This is a genomic window from Cupriavidus sp. 05T313, assembly GCF_056396665.1.
Genome location: NZ_JBFTLX010000011.1, coordinates 64,295 through 84,056 on the forward strand (window position 1 = coordinate 64,295; position 19,762 = coordinate 84,056).

General features: G+C 66.8%; 19 protein-coding genes. 12 read left to right on the forward strand and 7 right to left on the reverse strand.

From position 1 onward, the window contains the following. Positions 1-31: 31 nt before the first annotated feature. The gene (gene orn, locus AC1DKD_RS04585; protein ID WP_441626898.1) at positions 32-685 is read right to left on the reverse strand and encodes an oligoribonuclease; all 654 of its coding nucleotides are present in this window, start codon (positions 683-685) and stop codon (positions 32-34) included. Positions 686-881: 196 nt separating this feature from the next. Between orn and AC1DKD_RS04590 the strand changes: the two genes are divergently transcribed. The 3 genes from AC1DKD_RS04590 to AC1DKD_RS04600 are packed head-to-tail and all read left to right on the forward strand — an operon-like array spanning position 882 to position 3,492. After that, positions 882-2,129, forward strand: coding sequence for a M48 family metallopeptidase (locus tag AC1DKD_RS04590; RefSeq protein WP_441626900.1), 1,248 nt, complete (start codon positions 882-884; stop codon positions 2,127-2,129). Beyond that, positions 2,126-3,145: a ribosome small subunit-dependent GTPase A gene (gene rsgA, locus AC1DKD_RS04595; protein ID WP_441626902.1), complete on the forward strand. Its 1,020-nt coding sequence runs from the start codon at positions 2,126-2,128 to the stop codon at positions 3,143-3,145. Before AC1DKD_RS04590 ends, rsgA begins: the two co-directional genes overlap by 4 nt. Positions 3,146-3,183: 38 nt before the next feature. Further along, positions 3,184-3,492 carry a putative signal transducing protein gene (locus AC1DKD_RS04600; RefSeq protein WP_441626904.1) on the forward strand — a complete coding sequence of 103 codons (309 nt, stop codon included), beginning with the start codon at positions 3,184-3,186 and terminating at the stop codon, positions 3,490-3,492. A gap of 94 nt (positions 3,493-3,586) precedes the next feature. Here the strand turns inward: AC1DKD_RS04600 and AC1DKD_RS04605 are convergent, their stop codons facing one another. Both AC1DKD_RS04605 and AC1DKD_RS04610 read right to left on the reverse strand, forming a co-directional pair. Next, positions 3,587-4,579: a CobD/CbiB family protein gene (locus AC1DKD_RS04605; protein WP_441626906.1), complete on the reverse strand. Its 993-nt coding sequence runs from the start codon at positions 4,577-4,579 to the stop codon at positions 3,587-3,589. A 159-nt stretch (positions 4,580-4,738) separates the two neighbouring features. Then, positions 4,739-5,437 (reverse strand): pirin family protein, encoded by a 699-nt coding sequence (locus AC1DKD_RS04610; RefSeq protein WP_477111514.1) that lies wholly within the window; start codon positions 5,435-5,437, stop codon positions 4,739-4,741. Positions 5,438-5,588: 151 nt separating this feature from the next. On the opposite strand from AC1DKD_RS04610, the gene AC1DKD_RS04615 reads away from it, so the two are divergent. Together AC1DKD_RS04615 and gluQRS are read left to right on the forward strand one after the other, a co-directional pair. Further along, a complete protein-coding gene (locus AC1DKD_RS04615) occupies positions 5,589-6,512 on the forward strand; it encodes a LysR family transcriptional regulator (RefSeq protein WP_035869784.1) in 924 nt (307 codons plus the stop codon). A 12-nt stretch (positions 6,513-6,524) separates the two neighbouring features. After that, entirely contained in the window at positions 6,525-7,457 is a 933-nt protein-coding gene (gluQRS, locus tag AC1DKD_RS04620) for a tRNA glutamyl-Q(34) synthetase GluQRS (protein WP_441626910.1), read from the forward strand. A gap of 166 nt (positions 7,458-7,623) precedes the next feature. Here gluQRS and AC1DKD_RS04625 read toward each other — a convergent pair whose 3' ends face one another. Further along, entirely contained in the window at positions 7,624-9,117 is a 1,494-nt protein-coding gene (locus AC1DKD_RS04625; RefSeq protein WP_441626912.1) for a DEAD/DEAH box helicase, read from the reverse strand. 545 nt (positions 9,118-9,662) lie between these two features. On the opposite strand from AC1DKD_RS04625, the gene AC1DKD_RS04630 reads away from it, so the two are divergent. From AC1DKD_RS04630 to AC1DKD_RS04645, 4 genes are all read left to right on the forward strand, one after another. Further along, the gene (locus AC1DKD_RS04630; RefSeq protein ID WP_441626914.1) at positions 9,663-10,157 is read left to right on the forward strand and encodes a hypothetical protein; all 495 of its coding nucleotides are present in this window, start codon (positions 9,663-9,665) and stop codon (positions 10,155-10,157) included. Positions 10,158-10,221: 64 nt separating this feature from the next. Then, the gene (locus AC1DKD_RS04635) at positions 10,222-10,914 is read left to right on the forward strand and encodes a PspA/IM30 family protein (protein ID WP_477111515.1); all 693 of its coding nucleotides are present in this window, start codon (positions 10,222-10,224) and stop codon (positions 10,912-10,914) included. A 52-nt stretch (positions 10,915-10,966) separates the two neighbouring features. Then, positions 10,967-11,626, forward strand: a complete 660-nt coding sequence (locus AC1DKD_RS04640; RefSeq protein ID WP_441626918.1) for an OB-fold-containig protein — start codon at positions 10,967-10,969, stop codon at positions 11,624-11,626. Positions 11,627-11,706: 80 nt separating this feature from the next. Further along, on the forward strand, positions 11,707-13,473 hold the full coding sequence (locus AC1DKD_RS04645) for a flotillin family protein (protein ID WP_477111516.1): 1,767 nt from the start codon (positions 11,707-11,709) through the stop codon (positions 13,471-13,473). Between the two features lie 76 nt (positions 13,474-13,549). Here the strand turns inward: AC1DKD_RS04645 and AC1DKD_RS04650 are convergent, their stop codons facing one another. Continuing rightward, a complete protein-coding gene (locus tag AC1DKD_RS04650) occupies positions 13,550-14,527 on the reverse strand; it encodes a Bug family tripartite tricarboxylate transporter substrate binding protein (protein ID WP_477102277.1) in 978 nt (325 codons plus the stop codon). 107 nt (positions 14,528-14,634) lie between these two features. On the opposite strand from AC1DKD_RS04650, the gene AC1DKD_RS04655 reads away from it, so the two are divergent. Further along, the gene (locus AC1DKD_RS04655) at positions 14,635-15,603 is read left to right on the forward strand and encodes a LysR family transcriptional regulator (protein WP_441626924.1); all 969 of its coding nucleotides are present in this window, start codon (positions 14,635-14,637) and stop codon (positions 15,601-15,603) included. Positions 15,604-15,697: 94 nt separating this feature from the next. On the opposite strand, the gene AC1DKD_RS04660 is transcribed toward AC1DKD_RS04655, so the two are convergent. Together AC1DKD_RS04660 and AC1DKD_RS04665 are read right to left on the reverse strand one after the other, a co-directional pair. Beyond that, positions 15,698-16,696 (reverse strand): Bug family tripartite tricarboxylate transporter substrate binding protein, encoded by a 999-nt coding sequence (locus AC1DKD_RS04660; RefSeq protein WP_441626926.1) that lies wholly within the window; start codon positions 16,694-16,696, stop codon positions 15,698-15,700. Between the two features lie 165 nt (positions 16,697-16,861). Next, complete coding sequence (locus tag AC1DKD_RS04665; protein ID WP_441626928.1) at positions 16,862-18,490, reverse strand: acyl CoA:acetate/3-ketoacid CoA transferase; 1,629 nt, start codon at positions 18,488-18,490, stop codon at positions 16,862-16,864. A 161-nt stretch (positions 18,491-18,651) separates the two neighbouring features. Here AC1DKD_RS04665 and AC1DKD_RS04670 point away from each other — a divergent pair, with 161 nt between their 5' ends. Together AC1DKD_RS04670 and AC1DKD_RS04675 are read left to right on the forward strand one after the other, a co-directional pair. After that, positions 18,652-19,446 (forward strand): IclR family transcriptional regulator domain-containing protein, encoded by a 795-nt coding sequence (locus AC1DKD_RS04670; protein WP_441626930.1) that lies wholly within the window; start codon positions 18,652-18,654, stop codon positions 19,444-19,446. Between the two features lie 128 nt (positions 19,447-19,574). Next, entirely contained in the window at positions 19,575-19,724 is a 150-nt protein-coding gene (locus tag AC1DKD_RS04675; RefSeq protein ID WP_160172222.1) for a hypothetical protein, read from the forward strand. The last annotated feature ends 38 nt before the right edge of the window (positions 19,725-19,762 follow it).

The following is a 19,762-nucleotide window of genomic DNA, read 5'->3' on the forward strand; positions in this document are numbered from 1 at the left end:
GCGCCTCGGAAGTGACGTTGGATGGTGCGGATCAGGCGGCCGGAGCGGCCGGAGCCTCGGGCGCGGCGGGCGCTTCGCCCGCTGCCGCTGCCGCCGGCGCGGAATGGCGGATAAAGTGGGTGCGGTAGTAACGCAGCTCTTCCACCGACTCCAGGATATCGGCCAGCGCGGTGTGCAGTTGGCGCTTGACGAAACCCTTGTGGATGGCCGGCTCCCAGCGCTTGCACAGTTCCTTCAGCGTGGACACGTCGAGGTTGCGGTAGTGGAAGAACGCCTCCAGCTTGGGCATGTAGCGCGCCATGAAGCGGCGGTCCTGGCAGATCGAGTTGCCGCACATGGGCGACTTGCCGGCCGGCACCCAGCGCTTGAGGAAGGCCAGCAGCTCGGCCTCGGCCTGGGCTTCGGTCAGGGTCGAGGCCTTGACCTTGTCGATCAGGCCCGAGCGGCCATGGGTGCCCTTGTTCCAGTTGTCCATGCCGTCGAGCACGGCATCTTCCTGGTGGATCACCAGCACCGGGCCTTCGGCCAGGATATTGAGCTCGGAGTCGGTCACGACGATGGCAATCTCGATGATGCGGTCCGTGTCCGGCATCAGGCCGGTCATCTCCATGTCCAGCCAGATCAGGTTGTTTTCGCTCTTGACGGATTTGGCGCCGCTGGGCACGTGGGTATTTTGGCTGGTCATCTGGACTGCAATCGAAGGAGAGGCAAAGAAGAAGGCGCGCCCGAGTTCCCGATGACAAACACGGTCGGAGGGCGCGAACAACTTATAATTCTCGCATATCCGCTGCCGCTCCCGGTTCCAAAGCGGTCCGGCACCCGCTCCGGCGATCCGGCCGCCCCCGCGTACGCGACGGCTTTACACGACAAGGCTCTGCCCGATGTTCACGTTTCTGTTCCTAGCCGCCCTGATGCTGATGGTGCTGACCAAGCTCTGGCTGGCAGCCCGCCAGGTGCGCCATGTGGCGCAACACCGTCATGCGGTACCCAGCCGCTTTGCCGACAGCATCACGCTGTCCTCGCACCAGAAGGCGGCCGACTACACCATCGCCCGCACCCGGCTGTCGATGCTGGAAGTGCTGGCCGGCGCCGGCCTGCTGATCGTCCTGACCATGCTGGGCGGGCTGCAGTGGATCAACCAGTTCTGGCTCGGCACCTTCGGCCCGGGCTATGCCTACAGCGTGGCGCTGGTCGGCAGCGTGGCCGTGATCGGCGGGCTGGTCGACCTGCCCTTCTCGCTCTATGGCCAGTTCGGCATCGAGCAGCGCTTTGGCTTCAACCGCATGAGCTGGAAGCTCTACCTGGCCGACCTGGCCAAGATGGCCGTCGTCGGCTGCGCGCTGGGCCTGCCGCTGTTGCTTGCCGTCCTGTGGCTCATGGAACATATGGGGCAATACTGGTGGGTATGGACGTGGCTGACGTGGATCGCCTTCACGATCTTCGTGCAGATGATTGCGCCCTCGGTGATCATGCCCATGTTCAACCGCTTCGAGCCGCTCGCCAACGCCACGCTGGAAGCGCGCATCAAGCGCCTGCTGGAAAAATGCGGCTTCCGCAGCCGTGGCCTGTTTGTGATGGACGGCAGCAAGCGCAGCGCGCACGGTAACGCGTACTTCACCGGTTTCGGCGCCGCCAAGCGCATCGTCTTCTTCGACACCCTGATGGAGCGCCTGGCCGACGACGAGATCGAAGCCGTGCTCGCGCACGAGCTCGGCCACTTCAAGCGCCGCCATATCCTCAAGGGCATGCTGGTGAGCTTCGCGCTGAGCCTGGCCTTCCTGGCCGCGCTGGGCTGGCTGGCCAGCCGTACCTGGTTCTACACGGGCCTGGGCGTGCTGCCCAATCTCGGCACCACCAACCATGCGCTTGCCCTGGTGCTGTTCTTCCTGACGCTGCCTGTTTTCACCTTCCTGCTGGGGCCGCTGGCCAGCCAGACCTCGCGCCGCCACGAGTTCGAGGCCGATGCCTTCGCCGCCGGCCAGACCGATGCCGGCCACCTGGTCTCGGCACTGGTCAAGCTCTACAAGGACAACGCCTCCACCTTGACGCCCGACCCGATCTACAGCGCGTTCTACTACTCGCACCCACCAGCGGCACAGCGGATCGACCGCCTGCTGGCGCAGGCATGAGCCGCGCCGCCCGGGGAGGCCCGCAGCGCGCCGCAAGCGCTGCCAAAGCCAACGCCAATGGCGCCGCCGCCGAAGAGGCGCTGATCGTCGCCGCGCACGGCCGCCACTATGTGATCGAGCTGGACGACGGCAGCCGCCTGCACGGCTTCCCGCGCGGCAAGCGCAGCGAGTGCGCGGTGGGCGACCGCGTCACCATCGAGCGCGCCGCCTCCGACCAGTGCGTGATCACCGGCTTCAAGCCGCGCAAGAACCTGCTGCACCGCTCCGACCAGTTCAAGTCCAAGCTGCTGGCGGCCAATATCGACCAGGTGGTCATCGTGCTGGCGACCGAGCCGGGCTTCTCGGAAGACCTGCTCGGGCGTGCGCTGGTGTCGGCCGAGGCGCTCGGCATCCGGCCGCTGATCATCCTCAACAAGATCGACCTGACCGAGCGGCTGGAAGAAGCCCGCGGCCGGCTGGCGCTATACCAGGAGCTGGGCTACGAGACGCTGTTCCTGTCCGTGCACGGCTCGCCGGAAGATACGCTGGCGCAACTGCGCCCGCAACTGGCGCACCGCGCCAGCATCCTGATCGGCCAGTCGGGCATGGGCAAGTCCTCGCTGCTGAACCTGCTGATCCCCGGCGTGGAAGCGCAGACGCGGGAAATCTCGGCCAAGCTGGATTCGGGCAAGCACACCACCACCTTTACCCGCCTCTACCACCTGCCGGCCAGCGTGGATGGCGACGCAACCATGGATGGCGAAAGCAATGATCCCCAGGCCCGCCAGCGTGGCTGCCTGATCGATTCGCCGGGCTTCCAGGAATTCGGCCTGCATCACCTGAGCGAAGGCATGCTGGAGCGTGCCTTCCCGGAATTCCGTCCGCGCCTGACCGAGTGCCGCTTCTACAACTGCCATCACATCAACGAGCCCGGCTGCGGCGTGCTGGAATCGATGAAGGCGGGCGAGATCTCCGGACGGCGCCACCAGCTCTACACGCAACTGCTGCACGAATCCCGCCAGCAAAAGCCGTGGTAAGGTGATCGGGCGTGCCTGCAACGGCATGCCCGATCCCCATGAAACTACTGCTCTCGACCCCTTCCCTAGTCCATGCGGCACACTGCCAGAACTTGCTGGAAGCCGCTGGCATCCGTGCCGAAATGCGCAATACCTGGCTGGCCGGCGCGATGGGCGATATCCCGTTTCGCGAGAGCGCACCGCAGGTCTGGCTGATCGATGACGAAATGGAAACCCAGGCCTGGGCGGTATTGCGCGCGGCGGCCAATCCGGAGCCGGGGCCACGGTGGCAATGCCTGTCATGCGGGGAATGGCACGAAGCGCAGTTCAATTCGTGCTGGCAATGCGGGGCGCCGCGGCAGCCTTAGCGCGCATAAGAGTACATAGGCGCACAAAAGAGCGCACCCAACAAAACGCCCGCGGCAAGCGCGGGCGTTGGCGATAGCGGGATGGCAATCCGGCTCAGCCGACCCAGAGCGCCAGCGACAGCATCGCCAGCAGCAGCATCCACAGCACCACGGCACGCCACACCAGCCCAATCGCCGATTGCAGCGTACGCACGTTCGGCTCCATGCCGAATTCAGGCGCGGCCGGCTCAGGCTCGCTGTCGTCTTCCATGCCGGGCGCATAGTCGATGGCCGGGCCGGCCAGGCTGGTGCGCAGCACCACGGTGGAATCCTCCTCGGCCAGCGGCGCGCCCAGGCGCACGCCAAGCGCGCCGCCGCCACTGGCGAGCAGGATGCCGTTGACGGCATCGTTCCACTTGCGCGCGTGGTTGCGCCAGGCATAGACCGCATCCTCGAAATTACCGACGATGGCAAAACCGACCGCGGTCAGCCGCGAGGGGATCCAGTCCAGCAGGTAGAAGGCCCGCGCGGCAAACCGCCCCAGCGCGGGGCTGCGCTCGGTGGAAGGCAGGTTCCAGTGGCGCGCGAGGTATTCGGCGATGCGGTACAAGATGACACCACCCGGGCCGATCGGCACCAGGAACCAGAAGAACACGCCGAACACATGCCGGTGGACCGCCACGATGGCGGCTTCCAGCGTATGCCGCACGATCTCGGTGACAGGCATTTCAAGGGTTTCGAGACCGGTCCACTGGTGCAGCAGCGCGCGGGCGCGCGGCAGATCGTCGCGATTGAGCGCTTCGTGGATATCGGTGAAGAAGTGGCTGAATTGCCGGAAACCGAGGGTCAGGTAGAGCAGCAGGACGTTCCAGGCGAGCGTGAGCGCCACGCTGATGGAGGCCAGCAGGTAGTGCACCACCATGGCGGTCAGCGTCAGCGGCAGCACCACCGTGAACCAGGCCAGCGCCGTATCGCGCGGGCGCCCGGTGTCGAAGGCGTGCTCCGCCCGCTCGGCCAGCACGCGCACGATGTCGTAGATCGGATTGTTGCGGCCCAGGGCGCGGAACTGCTCGGCGATCAGCGCGAGGAGGACAGATACAAAAGTCATCTCTGGAGTGGATGTCGAAGGCCAGGGCACGCCAGGCGGCACGTGTGCCGGCCCGGTCGCTTATCTATAGCGAGACGATAGCACACGGCAAACCCGCCCAGAGAAAGCGCCGCAGCCCGCCGGCATGGCGGGCGGGCTGCGTGCTCTTCAAGCGGCGCTTCAGGGCAGGTCAAACACCAGCACTTCGGCACCATCGCCATGGGTCAGGGCCACCGCGTCTGCCCCTTCCAGCTGCGCGGCATCGCCCGCCTCCAGTGCCTTGCCGTTGACGGTGACGCGCCCGCGCGCCACATGCACGTAGGCACGCCGCTTTGGCGCCAGGGCCAGCGTGGCGGATTCATCGCCGTCGAACAGGCCGGCATACAGGCGCATGTCCTGATGGATCACCACCGAGCCCTCGGCGCCGTCCCGGCTGCCGACCAGGCGCAGACGGCCGCGCTTTTCCGCGGGCTCGAAGCGCCTTTCCTCGTAGCCGGGCTCGAGATCGGCCTTCTCCGGCAGGATCCAGATCTGGAGGAAGTGCGTGGTGTCGTGCGCGGCGTGGTTGTACTCCGAGTGGCGCACGCCGGTCCCCGCGCTCATGCGCTGCACATCGCCGGGGCGGATCACGCTGCCGTTGCCCATGCTGTCCTTGTGGGCCAGTTCGCCTTCCAGCACATAACTGATGATTTCCATGTCGCGGTGGCCGTGGGTGCCGAAACCCATGCCCGGTGCGACGCGGTCCTCATTGATGACGCGCAGCGGCCCGAACTGGACGTGCTTGGGATCGTAGTAGTCCGCGAAGGAAAAGGTGTGATAAGACTTGAGCCAGCCATGATCCGCGAAACCGCGTTCGCCCGCCTTTCTGATTTCAATCATTTTGACGGCCCTCCTTCAGGCCTTGTCGGCGCAGCAGCTGGGTTAAAACCTAGCTCTGGCCTTGCACTACGTTTCAATACTAGGCAGTTTAGGGTGGCAGGCGTATATTTGGCGGGACGATCTTAGAAGTATTCATTCAGAATTTCTGAACATGGCACTCTCTCTCGAATCCCTGGAAGTTCTCGATGCCATCGAGCGCAAAGGCAGCTTTGCCGCCGCCGCGCACGAGATGGGCAAAGTGCCTTCGGCGCTTACCTATGTGGTACGCAAGCTGGAGGAGGACCTGGACGTCCTGCTGTTCGACCGCCGCCGCCACCGCGCCGAACTCACCCCCGCCGGACGCGCCCTGCTGGACGAGGGCCGCCACCTGCTGCACGCCGCGGACGACCTGGCCCGCCGCGTCAAGCGGCTGGCCACCGGCTGGGAAGCCACGCTGACCATCGTGGTGGACGACCTGATCAACTTCCGTGCCCTGCTGCCGGTCATCCACGACTTCTACACCGAGAACACCGCCACCCGGCTGCGCTTTGCCAAGGAGGTGCTGGGCGGTGCCTGGGATGCGCTGGTCAGCAGCCGCGCCGACCTGGTGATCGGCGGCGCCTACGATGCGCCGAGCACCCAGGGTTTCCAGGTACGCCCGCTGGGCACCATGCCCTTTGTCTTCGCTGTGGCCGCGCATCATCCGCTGGCGAACGAACCGGGTCCGCTGACCACCCTGCAGATCGCCAAGCATCGCATCGTGGCGGTGGGCGATACCTCGCGCAACCTGCCGGCCCGCACCCATGGCGTGCTCGCCGGACAGGACGTGCTGGTGGTGCCCACCATGCGCGACAAGCTCGAGGCGCAGATCCGCGGGCTGGGCTGCGGCTGGCTGCCGGCGCCGATGGCGCAGCCCTTCATCGAGAGCGGCGTGCTGCTGGCGCGCGAAACCCTCGAAGTGCGCAACCCAGGCAATTTCAAGGTGGCCTGGCGCACCAGCACGCGCGGCAAGGCGCTGCAATGGTGGGCCAACAAGCTGGAAGATCCGCGCCTGGCGCAAGCCCTGCTCCAACAACAGCCGGGCCAGCCCGACTAACGCGCCGCCGCCATGTCCGCCCACCCGAGCCCGGTGCCCGGCTACCGGGGCCGTTTTGCCCCCTCCCCCACCGGCCCGCTGCATATGGGGTCGCTCGTCACCGCGCTGGCCAGCTGGCTTGACGCCCGCGCCCATCGCGGGAGCTGGCTGGTGCGCGTCGAAGACATCGACTATCCCCGCTGCGTGCGCGGCGCCGACCTGCAGATCCTGCAGGCGCTGGCCCGCCTCAGCCTGCATCCGGACGAGCCGCCGCAGTGGCAGAGCCGGCACGAGGCGCGCTATGCCGAGGCGCTACGCAAGCTGGACGCCGATCATCGGATTTATCCCTGCGGCTGTTCGCGCAAGGAAATCGCGGACTCGCTATTGCATGCGCGCGAACGGCGCCAGACCCTGGCCTATCCCGGCACCTGCCGCGATGGCCTGCATGGCAAGCTGCCGCGCGCCTGGCGGGTGCGGGTGCCGGACGGCGATGCCGCGCTGATCTGCTTCGACGATCGCTGGCAAGGCCGACAATGCCAGAACCTGGCGACCGAGCTTGGCGACTTCGTGCTGCGCCGCGCCGACGGCTTGTGGGCCTACCAGCTGGCCGTGGTGGTCGACGATGGCCATCAGGGCATCACGCATATCGTGCGCGGCGCCGACCTGCTCGATTCCACGCCGCGGCAGATCCACCTGCAGCATCTGCTGGGGCTGCCGACACCGTCGTACCTGCACGTGCCGGTGGTGACCAACGCGCTCGGCGAGAAACTCAGCAAGCAAAGCGGCGCGCAGGCCATCGACGAGCTCGATCCGCTGGCGGCGCTGCGCACGGCCGGCGCGCACCTGGGGCTGGCGAGCCACGCGCAATCGGTGGACAGCTGGCTGAGCGATGCCACGGCGGGCTGGGCCGCGCTGCCGCGGAACCTGGCGGCGGGTACCGTGCAGGAATACAAGACTGGCGTTTGACCCTGCCCCTGCGTAAAGGTAAAGGCCAGCTGTATGCCTTCCAGCGCCTTGAATCCGGCGGAGCTTCGCGCAACCGCACACCGTGCAAGCCTGACGTCCAGCCAACAAAAAAGCGCCCTCGGGCGCTTTTTTGTTGGCTGCGGCAAAACGCTTCGCGCCGGCCGGCTCAGGACTTGCGCGGCACGCCGCCAAGCAGCGCCGCCAGTTGCCGCTTGGGCGCCGGACGGCCACGGCCAAAGGCGGCGGCGTTGCTATCCGTCACGTCGGGCTGGGCGGCAATCGCGCTGCTGCTCGGCTCGTAAGGACGCGAGAAGAAAGAGTCGTCGGACGGACGGAACGCGTTGCGCGAGCTGGCCGGATCGTTCCGGCGCGGACGCGGTTCCTCGCTCTCGCCATTGCCGCGCGGGCGGCGCACGTCGCTGCTGCGTGCGCGGCGGCGGTCGCCTTCCTCGGCACGGGCGCTGGCACCGGTGGGATCGAAACCCTCCAGCGGCGTGCGCGGGATGCTGCGCTTGAGCAGCTTCTCGATATCGACCAACAGGCGCTCGTCGCCCGGCACGTAAATCGACAGCGCGTCGCCGCTCGCGCCGGCACGGCCGGTACGGCCGATACGGTGAACGTAGTCTTCAGCGCTGTACGGCAGGTCGAAGTTGATCACGCACGGCATGTCGGGAATATCGAGGCCGCGCGCCGCCACGTCGGTGGCGACCAGGGCATCGATACTGCCTTGCTTGAAGCCATCGAGCGTCTGCATGCGCTCGGTCTGGGTCTTGTCGCCATGGATGGCGGCGGCGTTGATGCCCTCGCGCTCCAGGTGGCGCGCCAGGCGCGAGCAGCCGATCTTGCTGTTGACGAAGACGATGCACTGGCGCGACAGGCCTTCGGCGGCGCGCTTCTTCAGCAGATGCACCACGGCGGCCTGCTTGTGGCCGTCTTCGACCTGGAACACGGTCTGGCGCACGTTCTCGTTGGCCGAGTTGCTGCGCGCCACTTCGATGGTGACCGGCTCGCGCAGGTAGCTGGCGGCCAGCCGCTTGATTTCGTTCGAGAAGGTGGCCGAGAACAGCAGCGTCTGGCGCTGTGCCGGCAGCAGGTTGATGATGCGCTGCAGGTCGGGCAGGAAGCCCATGTCGAGCATGCGGTCGGCCTCGTCCAGCACCAGCATCTGCACTTGCGACAGGTTCACCGATTTCTGCTGCACGTGATCGAGCAGCCGGCCCGGGGTGGCCACCAGGATTTCCACGCCGCGGCGCAAGGCATCGGTTTGCGGGTTCATGTCGACCCCGCCGAACACCACCGTGCTGCGCAGATCGGTGAAGCGCGCGTAGCGGGCCACGTTGTCGTAGACCTGGTCGGCCAGTTCGCGCGTGGGGGTCAGCATCAGGGCACGCACCGGGTGGCGCGCCGGCGAGGCGCTGGCATTGGCCATCGGCAGCAGCCGCTGGATGATCGGCAGCGCGAAGCCGGCGGTCTTGCCGGTGCCGGTTTGCGCCGCGCCCATCACGTCCTTGCCGAGCAAGACCACGGGGATCGCCTGCTCCTGGATGGGCGTGGGCTTGGTGTAGCCCTGCTCGGACAATGCGCGCTGGATGCGGGCGTCCAGGCCGAAGCTGTCGAAGGTGATCTCGGGGGTGGTCTGGTCGGTGGTCGTAGTCGTCATGGTTTCCGTGTCTTGCAGGAGGCGAACCCGGCGCCAACGGACACGCGTCTTGAACCGAGCGGGGGAGATCTGCGCATGGATTTAAGGCCCGGCCGCATGGTGCGCGCCCTGCTGGCGCGACCGCCGCGAACCGTCGTCTGTCCTTGCCTCTGCAGGGCGATTCCGCCGCGAGATCAATAGCTCATGTAAATCAAAGACTTAGATTGTAGCATTTGCAGCCCTGATAAGGGTAGTGCGAGTGTGGCGGCTACGCCAGTTTCGGCCGGGCGGATTTCAATTTCGTGTCACGCGGGCACGGCACCATGGCTATGCGGGGGGGGGGGGCAAACCCGGCCTTTGCAAGGCTGGTTTGCCCAAGAGTCGCACCGGGCCTGGCTTTGCGGCGTGGCGGCGAGCGATTCGCCGCCGCTCGCGCTTGAGGTCCTGCCTGCCGCCGCCGCTCGCCACGCTGGACCGGTGAAATGTCATTTTTTGTTTACAAACGTATACAAAGAGTGGCGAGTGACCTATGCTTGGTTCCAGTGATCCGAACCAGGCAGAACCAGATGCAAACCGTCTCCGTCCGCATTCCCGAAGAAGACCTCGCCTGGCTGGCCGGCATCGAGTTGCCGGGCGCCAGCAGTCCCAGCGACAAGATCCGTGCCCTGCTGGCCGACGCGCGCCGGCGCGCGGACGGCTCGTCCGACTACATCGGCTGCGTCGCGCTCCTGCGCGAACAGCTGCGTCCCCTGCTCGACGCCACCCAAACCCTGGAGCATGAGCACCAGCAGCACTCGGAAATCGTCCCGATGCTGGCCATGCAATTGCCCGAACTGATGGCCAGCCTGATCGCGGGCGTGCCGTCCGGCGACCGGGCACCGGCGCAGGCAAGGGAGCTGGAGGCTCGCCTCACTGCCCGCGCCATGCGCATGCTGCTCGGCCTGTTGCGCCTCGCGGTGACCCAGCGCACCCCGGCCTATGATCCCGCCGTACTGGACGCTTACGTACCGGAAGTGTTAGAACTGGCAAAACTGATACATAGCGCACGGCAGCCTGACTGAACGCGTTTCTTGTTGCGCCGCCTTTGCTGCGCGGCGTCTTAACGTTGCACCGAGGAATCACATCATGACGACAGAAGGCCTGGGTAACCGCGTGAAACGACTGCTGACCGCCAATGTGCACGCGTTGGTCAGCTCGCTGGAAAGCCGTACGCCGCAAGCTGTGCTGGAGCAGTACCTGCGCGAGTTCGACGAGGTGATCGCGCAGGCGCGGGTCGGGCTCGGCCAGCACGAGGCGGCCAAGCACCAGGCCGCCAAGGCCATCGCGCGGCTCAACAACGAGATCGAGCGGCTCGACGAGCAGGTGACGATTGCGCTCAACCACGGCGACGACGACGCGGCGCGCGCGGGGACCGAGCGCCAGATCGACCTGGAGGACCAGCTCGGCACGCTCAACGCCAGTTTGCAGGAAGCGGTGGAAAAGTCCGTGGCGACCGAGACCGACCTGCTGGGCCTGCGCGCCAAGCGCGCCGAGATGGAACAGGCGCTGGCCGGGATGGTGGCCGCGCGCGCCGTGGCCGAACGCGCTGGCGGCAGCGGCAGCGCGCCTGCCGGGGCCGGCGCGGGTGTCCGCGCCGAGCAGCTCGAACAAGGTTTCAACCGCGCCATGACCGCCGCCACGGGCGTCGCCGGCCTCGGCGTCGGCAGTTCAGGCGCCGACGCCACCCTGCTGAAGCGGCTGGAAACGCTGCACAAGGAACAGCGCATCAACGAACGGCTTGAGCGCCTGAAGGCCGGGCGCGACGGTACCCGCTCCTGAGCACCGGACAACAAACGCCGATCCCGACCGATTCAGCACAAAAAGAACCCAAATGAATCAGCTGTTATTGCCGGGCAATGCCCCGTTCGTGGTGGCGATTGGCCTGATGGTATTGATCGGCGTGCTGGAGGCGCTGGCCCTGCTGCTGGGCCTCGGCCTGTCGCAGCAGGCCGACAGCTTCCTCGTCACGCATTTCGCCATCGACCACAGCGACGCCAGCGCGGCCGATGCGGGCGCGATCGGCCAGTTCCTCGGCTGGCTGCATGTGGGACGCGTGCCGCTGCTGATGCTGGTGGTCCTGTTCCTGATGGGCTTCGCCATCGTCGGCCTGGTCCTGCAATGGGTGCTGGCCGCGGCGGCCGGCCATCTGCTGCCGGTGCCGGTGGCGGTCGTGCTGGCCACGCTGGGCGCCCTGCCCTTCGTCCGCATGACCGGTGGCCTGGTGGGGCAGTACTTCCCGCAGGACGAGTCGTCCGCCGTTTCCGAGCTCGACTTCGTCGGGCGTGTGGCGCAGGTCACCGTCGGCGAGGCTTCCAGCGGCAATCCGGCGGAAGCGCGCCTGGTGGACGAGTATGGCCAGCCGCATTACATCCGGGTCGAACCGGATGTGCCGGGCCAGCGCTTTCCACGCGGTGAAACCGTACTGATCGTCGCGCGCGCATCGGGCACCTTGTATCGCGCCATCGTCAACCCGCGGCCCGACCTGCTGTAGCGGCACCGCGGGTGCGGCCAGCCAGCCGTCTTTGTCTTTCCACGGTCTCTTCCAAGTTTTCAAGGAGCGTCTGAATCAATATGGATTCCATCATCTTCTGGGGTGTCGTCGGCCTGGCCGGCGTAATCGGCCTGTGCATCATCGGCCTGATCTTCTCGCGCCTGTACACGCGCGCCTCCGCCGAACGCGCCTTCGTGCGTACCGGCCTGGGCGGGCAAAAGGTGATCATGAGCGGCGGCGCCATCGTGCTGCCGGTGTTCCATGAAATCATCCCGATCAATATGAACACCCTCAAGCTGGAGGTCAGCCGCGCCTCGCGCGACAGCCTGATCACCAAGGACCGCATGCGGGTCGACGTGGTGGTGGCCTTCTTTGTGCGCGTCAAACCCACCGTGGAGGGCGTCTCCACCGCCGCCCAGACGCTGGGCCAGCGTACGCTGGCGCCGGAGAGCCTGCGCGCGCTGGTGGACGACAAGTTCGTTGATGCGCTGCGCTCCACCGCGGCGCAGATGAGCATGCAGGACCTGCAGGACGCGCGCGAGCAGTTCGTGCAGGGGGTGCAGAACACCGTCGCCGAAGACCTGACCAAGAACGGACTGGAGCTGGAGAGCGTGTCGCTGACCAACTTCAACCAGACCTCGAAGGAGTTCTTCGACCCCAACAACGCTTTCGACGCGGAGGGCCTGACCAAGCTCACGCAGGAAACCGAGCGCCGCCGCAAGGAGCGCAACGAAGTCGAGCAGGACACCGAAGTCTCGGTGCGCGAGAAGAACCGCGATGCGCTGGCCAAAAAGCTGGAGATCGAGCAGCAGGAATCGTTCATGAAGCTCGAACAGGAACAGCAGGTGAAAACCCGCACCGCCGAGCAGAACGCGCGCATCGCCTCCTACGAAGCGGAGCGCCGCCAGGAAGCCGAGCAAAGCCGCATCACCGCCGAGCGCCAGGTGCAGGAGTCCGAGATCCAGCGCGAGCAGGCCGTGCGCACGCGCAAGGTTGAGGCCGAGCGCGATGTGCGGGTCAAGGAGATCGAACAGCAGCGCGTTACCCAGATGGCGGCCATCGAGCAGGCCAAGGTAACGGAGATCGCCGAGCAGGAAAAGGCCATCGTGATCGCCGCCAAATCGGAAGCGCAATCGCAGGCGCAGGGCCGCGCCAACGAGGCGCTGGCTGAAGCGGTCAAGGCCGAGCAGATGGTGGAGACCACGCGGCGTACCGCCGAAGCCGACCGGGCCAAGCAGGTGGCCCTGATCGAAGCCGCGCAGGAGGCCGAAACCCAGGCCGTGCACGTCACCACGCAGGCGCGCGCCGAGCGCGAGGCGGCGCAGATGCAGGCCACCGCCATCGTCGAACTGGCCGAGGCGGCGCGCAAGAAGGGGCTGGCCGAAGCCGAGGCACAGCGCGCGCTCAACGACGCCATCAACGCGCTGTCGTCGGACCAGACCAGCCTGAAGTTCAAGCTGGCGCTGCTGCAGGCGCTGCCGGGCGTGATCCAGCAGACCGTGGAGCCGATGAAGGCGATCGACGGCATCAAGATCATCCAAGTCGACGGCCTCAACCGCGGCGGCGCCGTGGCGGGCACCGGCGACGCAGGCAATGGGAATGGAAATGGCAACGGCAATCTCGCCGAGCAGGCGATGTCCGCCGCGCTGTCCTACCGTGCGCATGCGCCGCTGATCGATTCGCTGCTGAAGGAGGTGGGCCTGACCGGCGGCTCGCTGCAGGGACTGGTCCCCGGCCTCGCGGCAGCCGCGGCGCACCAGGAGGATGCACAGGTATTGCCGCTGACGCACGCCAGCCACGCCGCCGGCGGGCCAAGGATCGAACCGGGCAACGCCGCCAGCAACTGACGGCTGGCCGGCTACGCCGCTGAAAACGGGCCGCATGCATTGACCGCATGCGGCCCGCTTTTTTTTGCCTTCTTGCTCAGTCCAGCTTCGCGCCCGACTCCGCCACCAGCGTCTTCCACACCGGCCACTCGCGCGCAAAGATGGCCTGCGACTGGGCAGGCGTGCTGCCCACCGGACGCAATCCAAGCGCGGAGAAGCGCGCCTGCATGTCCGGCGTCTGGATCAGCGCCCGCACCTCTTCATCCAGTCGCGCCACCACCGGCGCGGGCGTGCCGACCGGCGCCAGCAAGCCGATCCAGCCCAGCACCTTGAAGGCGTTGTCGTCCATGCCGGCTTCCGCGAAGGTCGGCAGGTCCGGCAGCACCTGGCTGCGCTGCGTACCGGTCACCGCGATCGCCTTGAGCTTGCCGCTCTGGATGTAAGGCTTGGCCGACAGCACGCTGGCCACGGCCCACTGCACCTGGCCACCCAGCAAGTCCTGCAGCATGGGCGCTTCGCCCTTGTACGGCACGTGCACCATCTCCCCGTGCGTGACCTTGCTGAAGTAGGCGCCAGCCAGGTGCGGATAGGAGCCCACGCCCCAGGACGCGTAGCTGACCTTGCCCTTGTGGGCGCGGCCGTAATCAGCCAGTTCCTTGACCGACCTGACCGGCAGCGACGGTGTGGTGACCAGCACCAGCGGCGCATCGGCGATCACATTGACCAGGGTCAGGTCCTTGCGCGGGTCGTAGGGCAGCCTGTTGTAGAGGAACTGGTTGGTCAGCACCGATTGCGTGATCGTGACCAGGAGCGTGTAGCCGTCCGGCGCCGCCTTGGCCACCGCATCGGTGCCGATGATGCCGGAGGCACCGGCCTTGTTATCCACAATGATGGGCTGGCCGAGCTTCTTGCTCAGTTTTTCGCCTAACGCACGCGCCACGATGTCGCTGCCGCCGCCGGCCGCGTACGGCACCACCACGCGCAGCGGCTTGACCGGATAGGCGTCCGCCATCGCATGGGAGGTCATGAGGGACGTGCCGCCAAGGGCCAGCGCGAGAAAAGCGCGTCGAATCATCTGTGTCTCCTGAAATCTTCTTTTAATGGTGAGGGACATGCTTACCGACTTGAGAAAATACGTCCAATGCAATATTTTTCAGTTTTCCATGCATTAAAAGCAAAATCATGGGCCTGCGCCGCCTGCATCATTTCGTCACGCTGATCGAACAAGGCAGCTTTGCGCGTGCCGCCACCGTGCTGCACCTGTCGCAACCGGCGCTGTCGCGCAGCATCCAGGGCCTGGAAGCGGAGTTCGGCAGCCAGTTGCTGGACCGCAGCTACGGCAAGGCGCGGCCCACGGCTTCCGGCAGCATCGTGCTGGAGCGCGCGCGCCGCATGCTGCGCGAGGGCCGGGAACTGCGGCGGGATCTCGATCTGCTGCGCGATGTGGAGATGGGTGAAGTTAGCGTGGGATTCGGGCCGTTTGCCGCGGCCTTCCTGATGGAGCCGGTGCTGACGGCGCTGCTGGCACGCTATCCAAAGCTGCGCATCGATATCGAGATCGCGGACACGCCCTCGATGGCGCAGAAGCTCAAAGCCGAGCAACTGGACTTCTTCGTCGGTGAAAGCCAGAGCCTGAAAGAGCAGCCCCAGTTGCGCATCGAGCGGCTGCGCGCGCTCGAAACCAGCTTCTTTGTGCGCAGGGACCATGCGCTGGCAGCGTGCGGCGCGATCGCGCTGACCGAGCTGCTGGCGTTTCCCGTGGCGGGGCCACGCATCCCGGCGCGGGTGGCGGAGTTCTTCCGCGGCCGCATCCACGCCGAAGCCGGCGAAGACGCGCGCGAACTGCTCACCGTGACCTGCGACGACATGCACACGCTGCGCACGCTGATCCTCAACACCGATGCGGTCGGCCTGGTACCGCGGGCCATGATGAGCGCCGAGGAGGCAAGCGGCACGCTGGTGCCGCTGCAGGTGACGCCCGCCATCGATCTCAAGGCCGCCTATGGCCTGGTCTCGCTGGCCGGGCGTTCGCTCTCGCCAGCGGCGCAGGCGCTGGTTGCGCTCGTGCACCAGATACTGCCCGGCCATCCGGCCCTGGATGACGAGCCGCGCGCGGACAAACCCGTGCCGTCCCGGCCTTCGGCGCAGTGAAAAGAAAAAGGCCGGACAACCCCCGCGTGCCCGGCCTTTCCTTCCCTACCGACCCGATCCGGCCGGCGGCTGCAGGAGACTAACCTCAGTCGCCTCAGTCACCCCTGATGCCGTTGTCCTGGATCACCTTGCCCCACTTCTTGTAGTCGTTACGGATGCGCGCCGCCAGTTGCTCGGGCGGCTGGTAGGCCGCGACCGTGCCCGCGCCCAGCAGCTTTTCCTGCACCACCGGATCAGCCAGCGCGGCCTTCAGTTCGGCCGACAGCCTGGCAATCACATCCTTGGGCGTGCCGGCCGGGGCCAGCAGGCCGCCCCAGGCGGTTGCCTCGAAGCCGGGGAAGCCCTGCTCCGCCACCGTCTTCACATCGGGCGTGAAGCTAACGCGCCTGGCCGAGCCCACGGCGATGGGCCGCAGCTTGCCGGCCTTGATGTGCGGCAGCGCCGCGATCATGTCGGAGAACATCATCGGCACCTGGCCCGCCAGCAGATCGGAGATCGCCGGCGCGCTGCCTTTGTACGGCACGTGCTGCACGTCGAAATGCCCGGTGCTCTTGAGCAGTTCGGTGGACAGGTGGCCAAAGCTGCCATTGCCGGCGCTGGTGTAGTTGAGCGCGCCGGGCTTGGCCTTGGCGCGGGCGATGTATTGCTGCAGGTCGGTCACTTCGGGCATGGCCTGCGGGTTGACCACCATGACGATGGGCAGGTCGTAGGCGGAACCGATCGGCGTGAAATCCTTGAAGATGTCGTAGCCCTTGCGGCTGATCAGGTGCGGAGCCAGCAGCGTGGGCGTGGCCAGCACCATCAGCGTGTAGCCATCCGGCGCGCTCTTGGCGACGGCTTCCGCGCCGATCGTGCCGGAAGCGCCCGGGCGGTTGTCCACCAGCACCGTCTGCTTGAGCGATTCGCCCATCTTCTGGCCGATGATGCGCGCGGCGGTATCGGTCGGGCCGCCCGGCGGGAACGGCACCACCAGGCGGATCGGTTTGGACGGATAGGCTTGCGCGAAGGCCTGCGGCGCGCACAGCGGCAGCGAAACGCCCAGGATGGCCGCGCCCAGGCGGCGCGAGAAAATACGACGGCTTGTCTTCTGCATGATGTGTATGAAACGTAATCCAGCAATGACGCGTGCCGGCTTCACAGCCTGCGCGCGCGTCGGCGATCCGGCAAAACCAACGGGAAAGACAGGACAAAGCTTCGATGGCCTCCTCCATGACCGGTCATGGCCGGCCGTTAGTTATCGGGCAGCTACCCAGCGGCCTCAGAGCCTCAGCGGACCGGCGCGGAACAGCCGCGCATCCATGGTGCGCAGGTCGGGCGCCACGGCGACCGCGGTGGCGCACTGGTCCAGCACATCGCGCTGCAGGTCGATGCCCGGCGCGATCTCGATCAGGGTCAGGTGCTCCGCGCCGATGGCGTCGGGGCGCATCTCAAAGACAGCGCGCTCGGTGATGTAGAGCACGGGGATGCCGAGCGAGGCCACATAAGGGCCGTTGAAGCTCAGGTGCGAGACCTGCGGCACGATCTTCTTCACGCGGCCTTCGCGCACGATGCGCAAGGCGCCGTCTTCGGCGCGGACTTCCAGGCCGCCGGCGGTGAGCGTGCCGACGAAGACCACTGCCTTGGCGCTCTGCGTGATGTTGATAAAGCCGCCGACCCCGGCGATCAGAGCTTCGCTGCCTTCGCCGAACTTGCTGACGTTGACGTTGCCATGCCCGTCCAGCTCGGCCAGCCCGAGGATGGCCAGGTCGATGCCGCCGCCCTCGTAGAAATCAAACTGCGCAGGCTGGTCGACCACCGCCTCCGGATAGGCAGAGGCGCCGAAACTGAGGCCGTCCGCCGGCGTGCCGCCGATCGGGCCGGCTTCCACCGTGAGCGTGAAGCCGTCGACGCCGGCCTCCACCGCCAGCATGCCGACCGCTGCCGGCATGCCGACGCCGAGGTTGACCACGCGCGGCTGCCGGCGCGCCAGTTCCAGCACCGCGCGCCGCTGCACGATGGTGCGGGCGTCGAGCACGGTTGGCGCCGCCGGCGCGGGCGCGCTGGCGGCGCTTGCCGCCTCGCCTTGCCACGGTGTGACGTAAGCCGGATTGAACGACTCCGCGAACGTCATCTGGTGATGCGCCGGCTCCTCACTCACCACCACGTAATCGACCAGGATGCCGGGCACATGAATGGCCTGCAGGTTGTCGTGGTGATCCACCAGCGATTCCACCTGCGCGATCACGATGCCGCCGGAGTTGTGGGCGGCCTGCGCCAGCGCCAGCAGTTCGTGGTGGAAGGCCTCGCGGTGCGTGCTCAGGTTGCCGCGGGTGTCGGCGGCGGTGCAGCGGATCAGCGCGCAGTGGATCGGGAAGCTCGGATAGAACAGGTATTCGTCGCCGCGGAAATCGATCGCCTCGACCCAGTTCGCGCGTCCTTCGGCAATCGCCTGCTGTGCGCTGCGGTTGACGGCGCCGCCATGGTAGCGGCTGTCCCGCGCCGTACGCGGATCGACGAAGGTGTGCAGGCCGATCTTGGTCATCACGCCGGGCTTGCCGCCGGCGATGGCGCGGTACAGGTGCGTCAGCACGCCCTGCGGCAGGTTGTAGCCTTCGCACTCCTCGGCCATCGCAAGCGCCGCCAGCCGCGTGGCGGAGCGCCAGTGGCCACCGACGATGCGGCCGGTCATGCCGGCATTGCCGAAGTGGTTCACCCCGCGCGCGCCGCGATCGCCCTGCCCCGCCGAATACACCAGCGTCAGGTCGCGCGGCAAGCCGGCTTCCAGGAAACGCCGCTCCAGCGCGTCCGTCACCGCTTCGGCATGGCCGGCGCCCACGAAGCCGGCACTGGCCACGGTCCACTGGGATTGCACGAGCGCAGCAGCCTGCTGCGCGCTGATCACCTTCATGGCTGTCTCCATCGTGTTCTTCTTGCCGGTCGTCTCTCGTTGTGAGTCGGACCGCGTTTTGCGAACATTTGTTCGCAAAACGCATATCATACGGAGTCATGCCGGCTTCGCGCAAGTGCGCTTAGCGCACTAAAATCCCGCTATTTCGCTCTCGCCATTCCATGATCAGCCCCGACAACCCCCACGCAAGCCCGCAAAAAAAGGAAGAGCTGCTCGATTCGCTGACCAACGGCCTGGCGCTGCTCCGGCTGTTCGCCTCCTGCACGGGCAGCCTCACCATGCAGGAAGTGGCGGAGCAACTCGACGTCACCCGGGCAGCCGCGCGGCGCCTGTTGCTGACGCTGCAGCACAACGGATACGTGGCGCAGGACGGCCGCGACTTTTCCATCACGCCGCGCGTGATGGACCTGGGCTTTGCCTACTTTGCCTCGATGGACCTGCCGCGGCTGGCCGGGCCCTACCTGAAGGCGCTCGCGGTGGAAGCCGGGGAGACGTGTTCGCTGGGCGTGCTCGACGGCGAATCGGTGACGCTGGTGGCCCGCGAGGAGCCGCAGCAGATGCTGCGCGTCGACATGGGAGTTGGCCGCCGCATGCCGGCATACGCGCACTCGCTCGGCCGCGTGCTGCTGGCGGGGCTGGACGACGCGGCGCTCGATGTCTATCTCGCGACGGCGCAATTGCGCAAGCTCACGCCGTTCACGGTCAGTTCGCGCACGGCGCTGGCGCGCACGCTCAGGCAGGTACGCAGCGATGGCTACTGCACGCTGGTCAGCGAACTGGTGGACGGCTACGCGGGCATCTCGGTGCCGCTGCGCGCGGCCTCCGGCAAAGTGGTGGCCGGGCTGGGCTTCAGCATGGTGCTGGGCAGCCGCGACGCGGCGCACCTGCTACGCCACCACCTGCCGCCCCTCAGGCGCGCCGCGGAGGAAATCGAAGCACTGCTGCGCACGCGCTGAATAGCGCCGGCGGGCCGCCGGACTGGCGCGTAAGCCACATTGACCACGCTTTGCCCGAGCCTGAGGCGAGACAGGCGCGCACGGCCTAGAATGGAAAGCGGGCCAGTTCATTGCCACAGGAGCGCGCCATGATTGCCTCGATCGTGCTGACTTTAGCCGTCCTGCTGCTCTATGTGTTTGCCGTAAGGGCAGTTTTCTTCCGCAAGTCGGTGGTCTACCCCACGCACACCCACCCCCTCCAGTACTGGTGGCACCGGCTCACGCACCGCCGGGGCTGACCGCCGCGAAGCCATTGCCTGCCGCCGGCCCGCCGGGC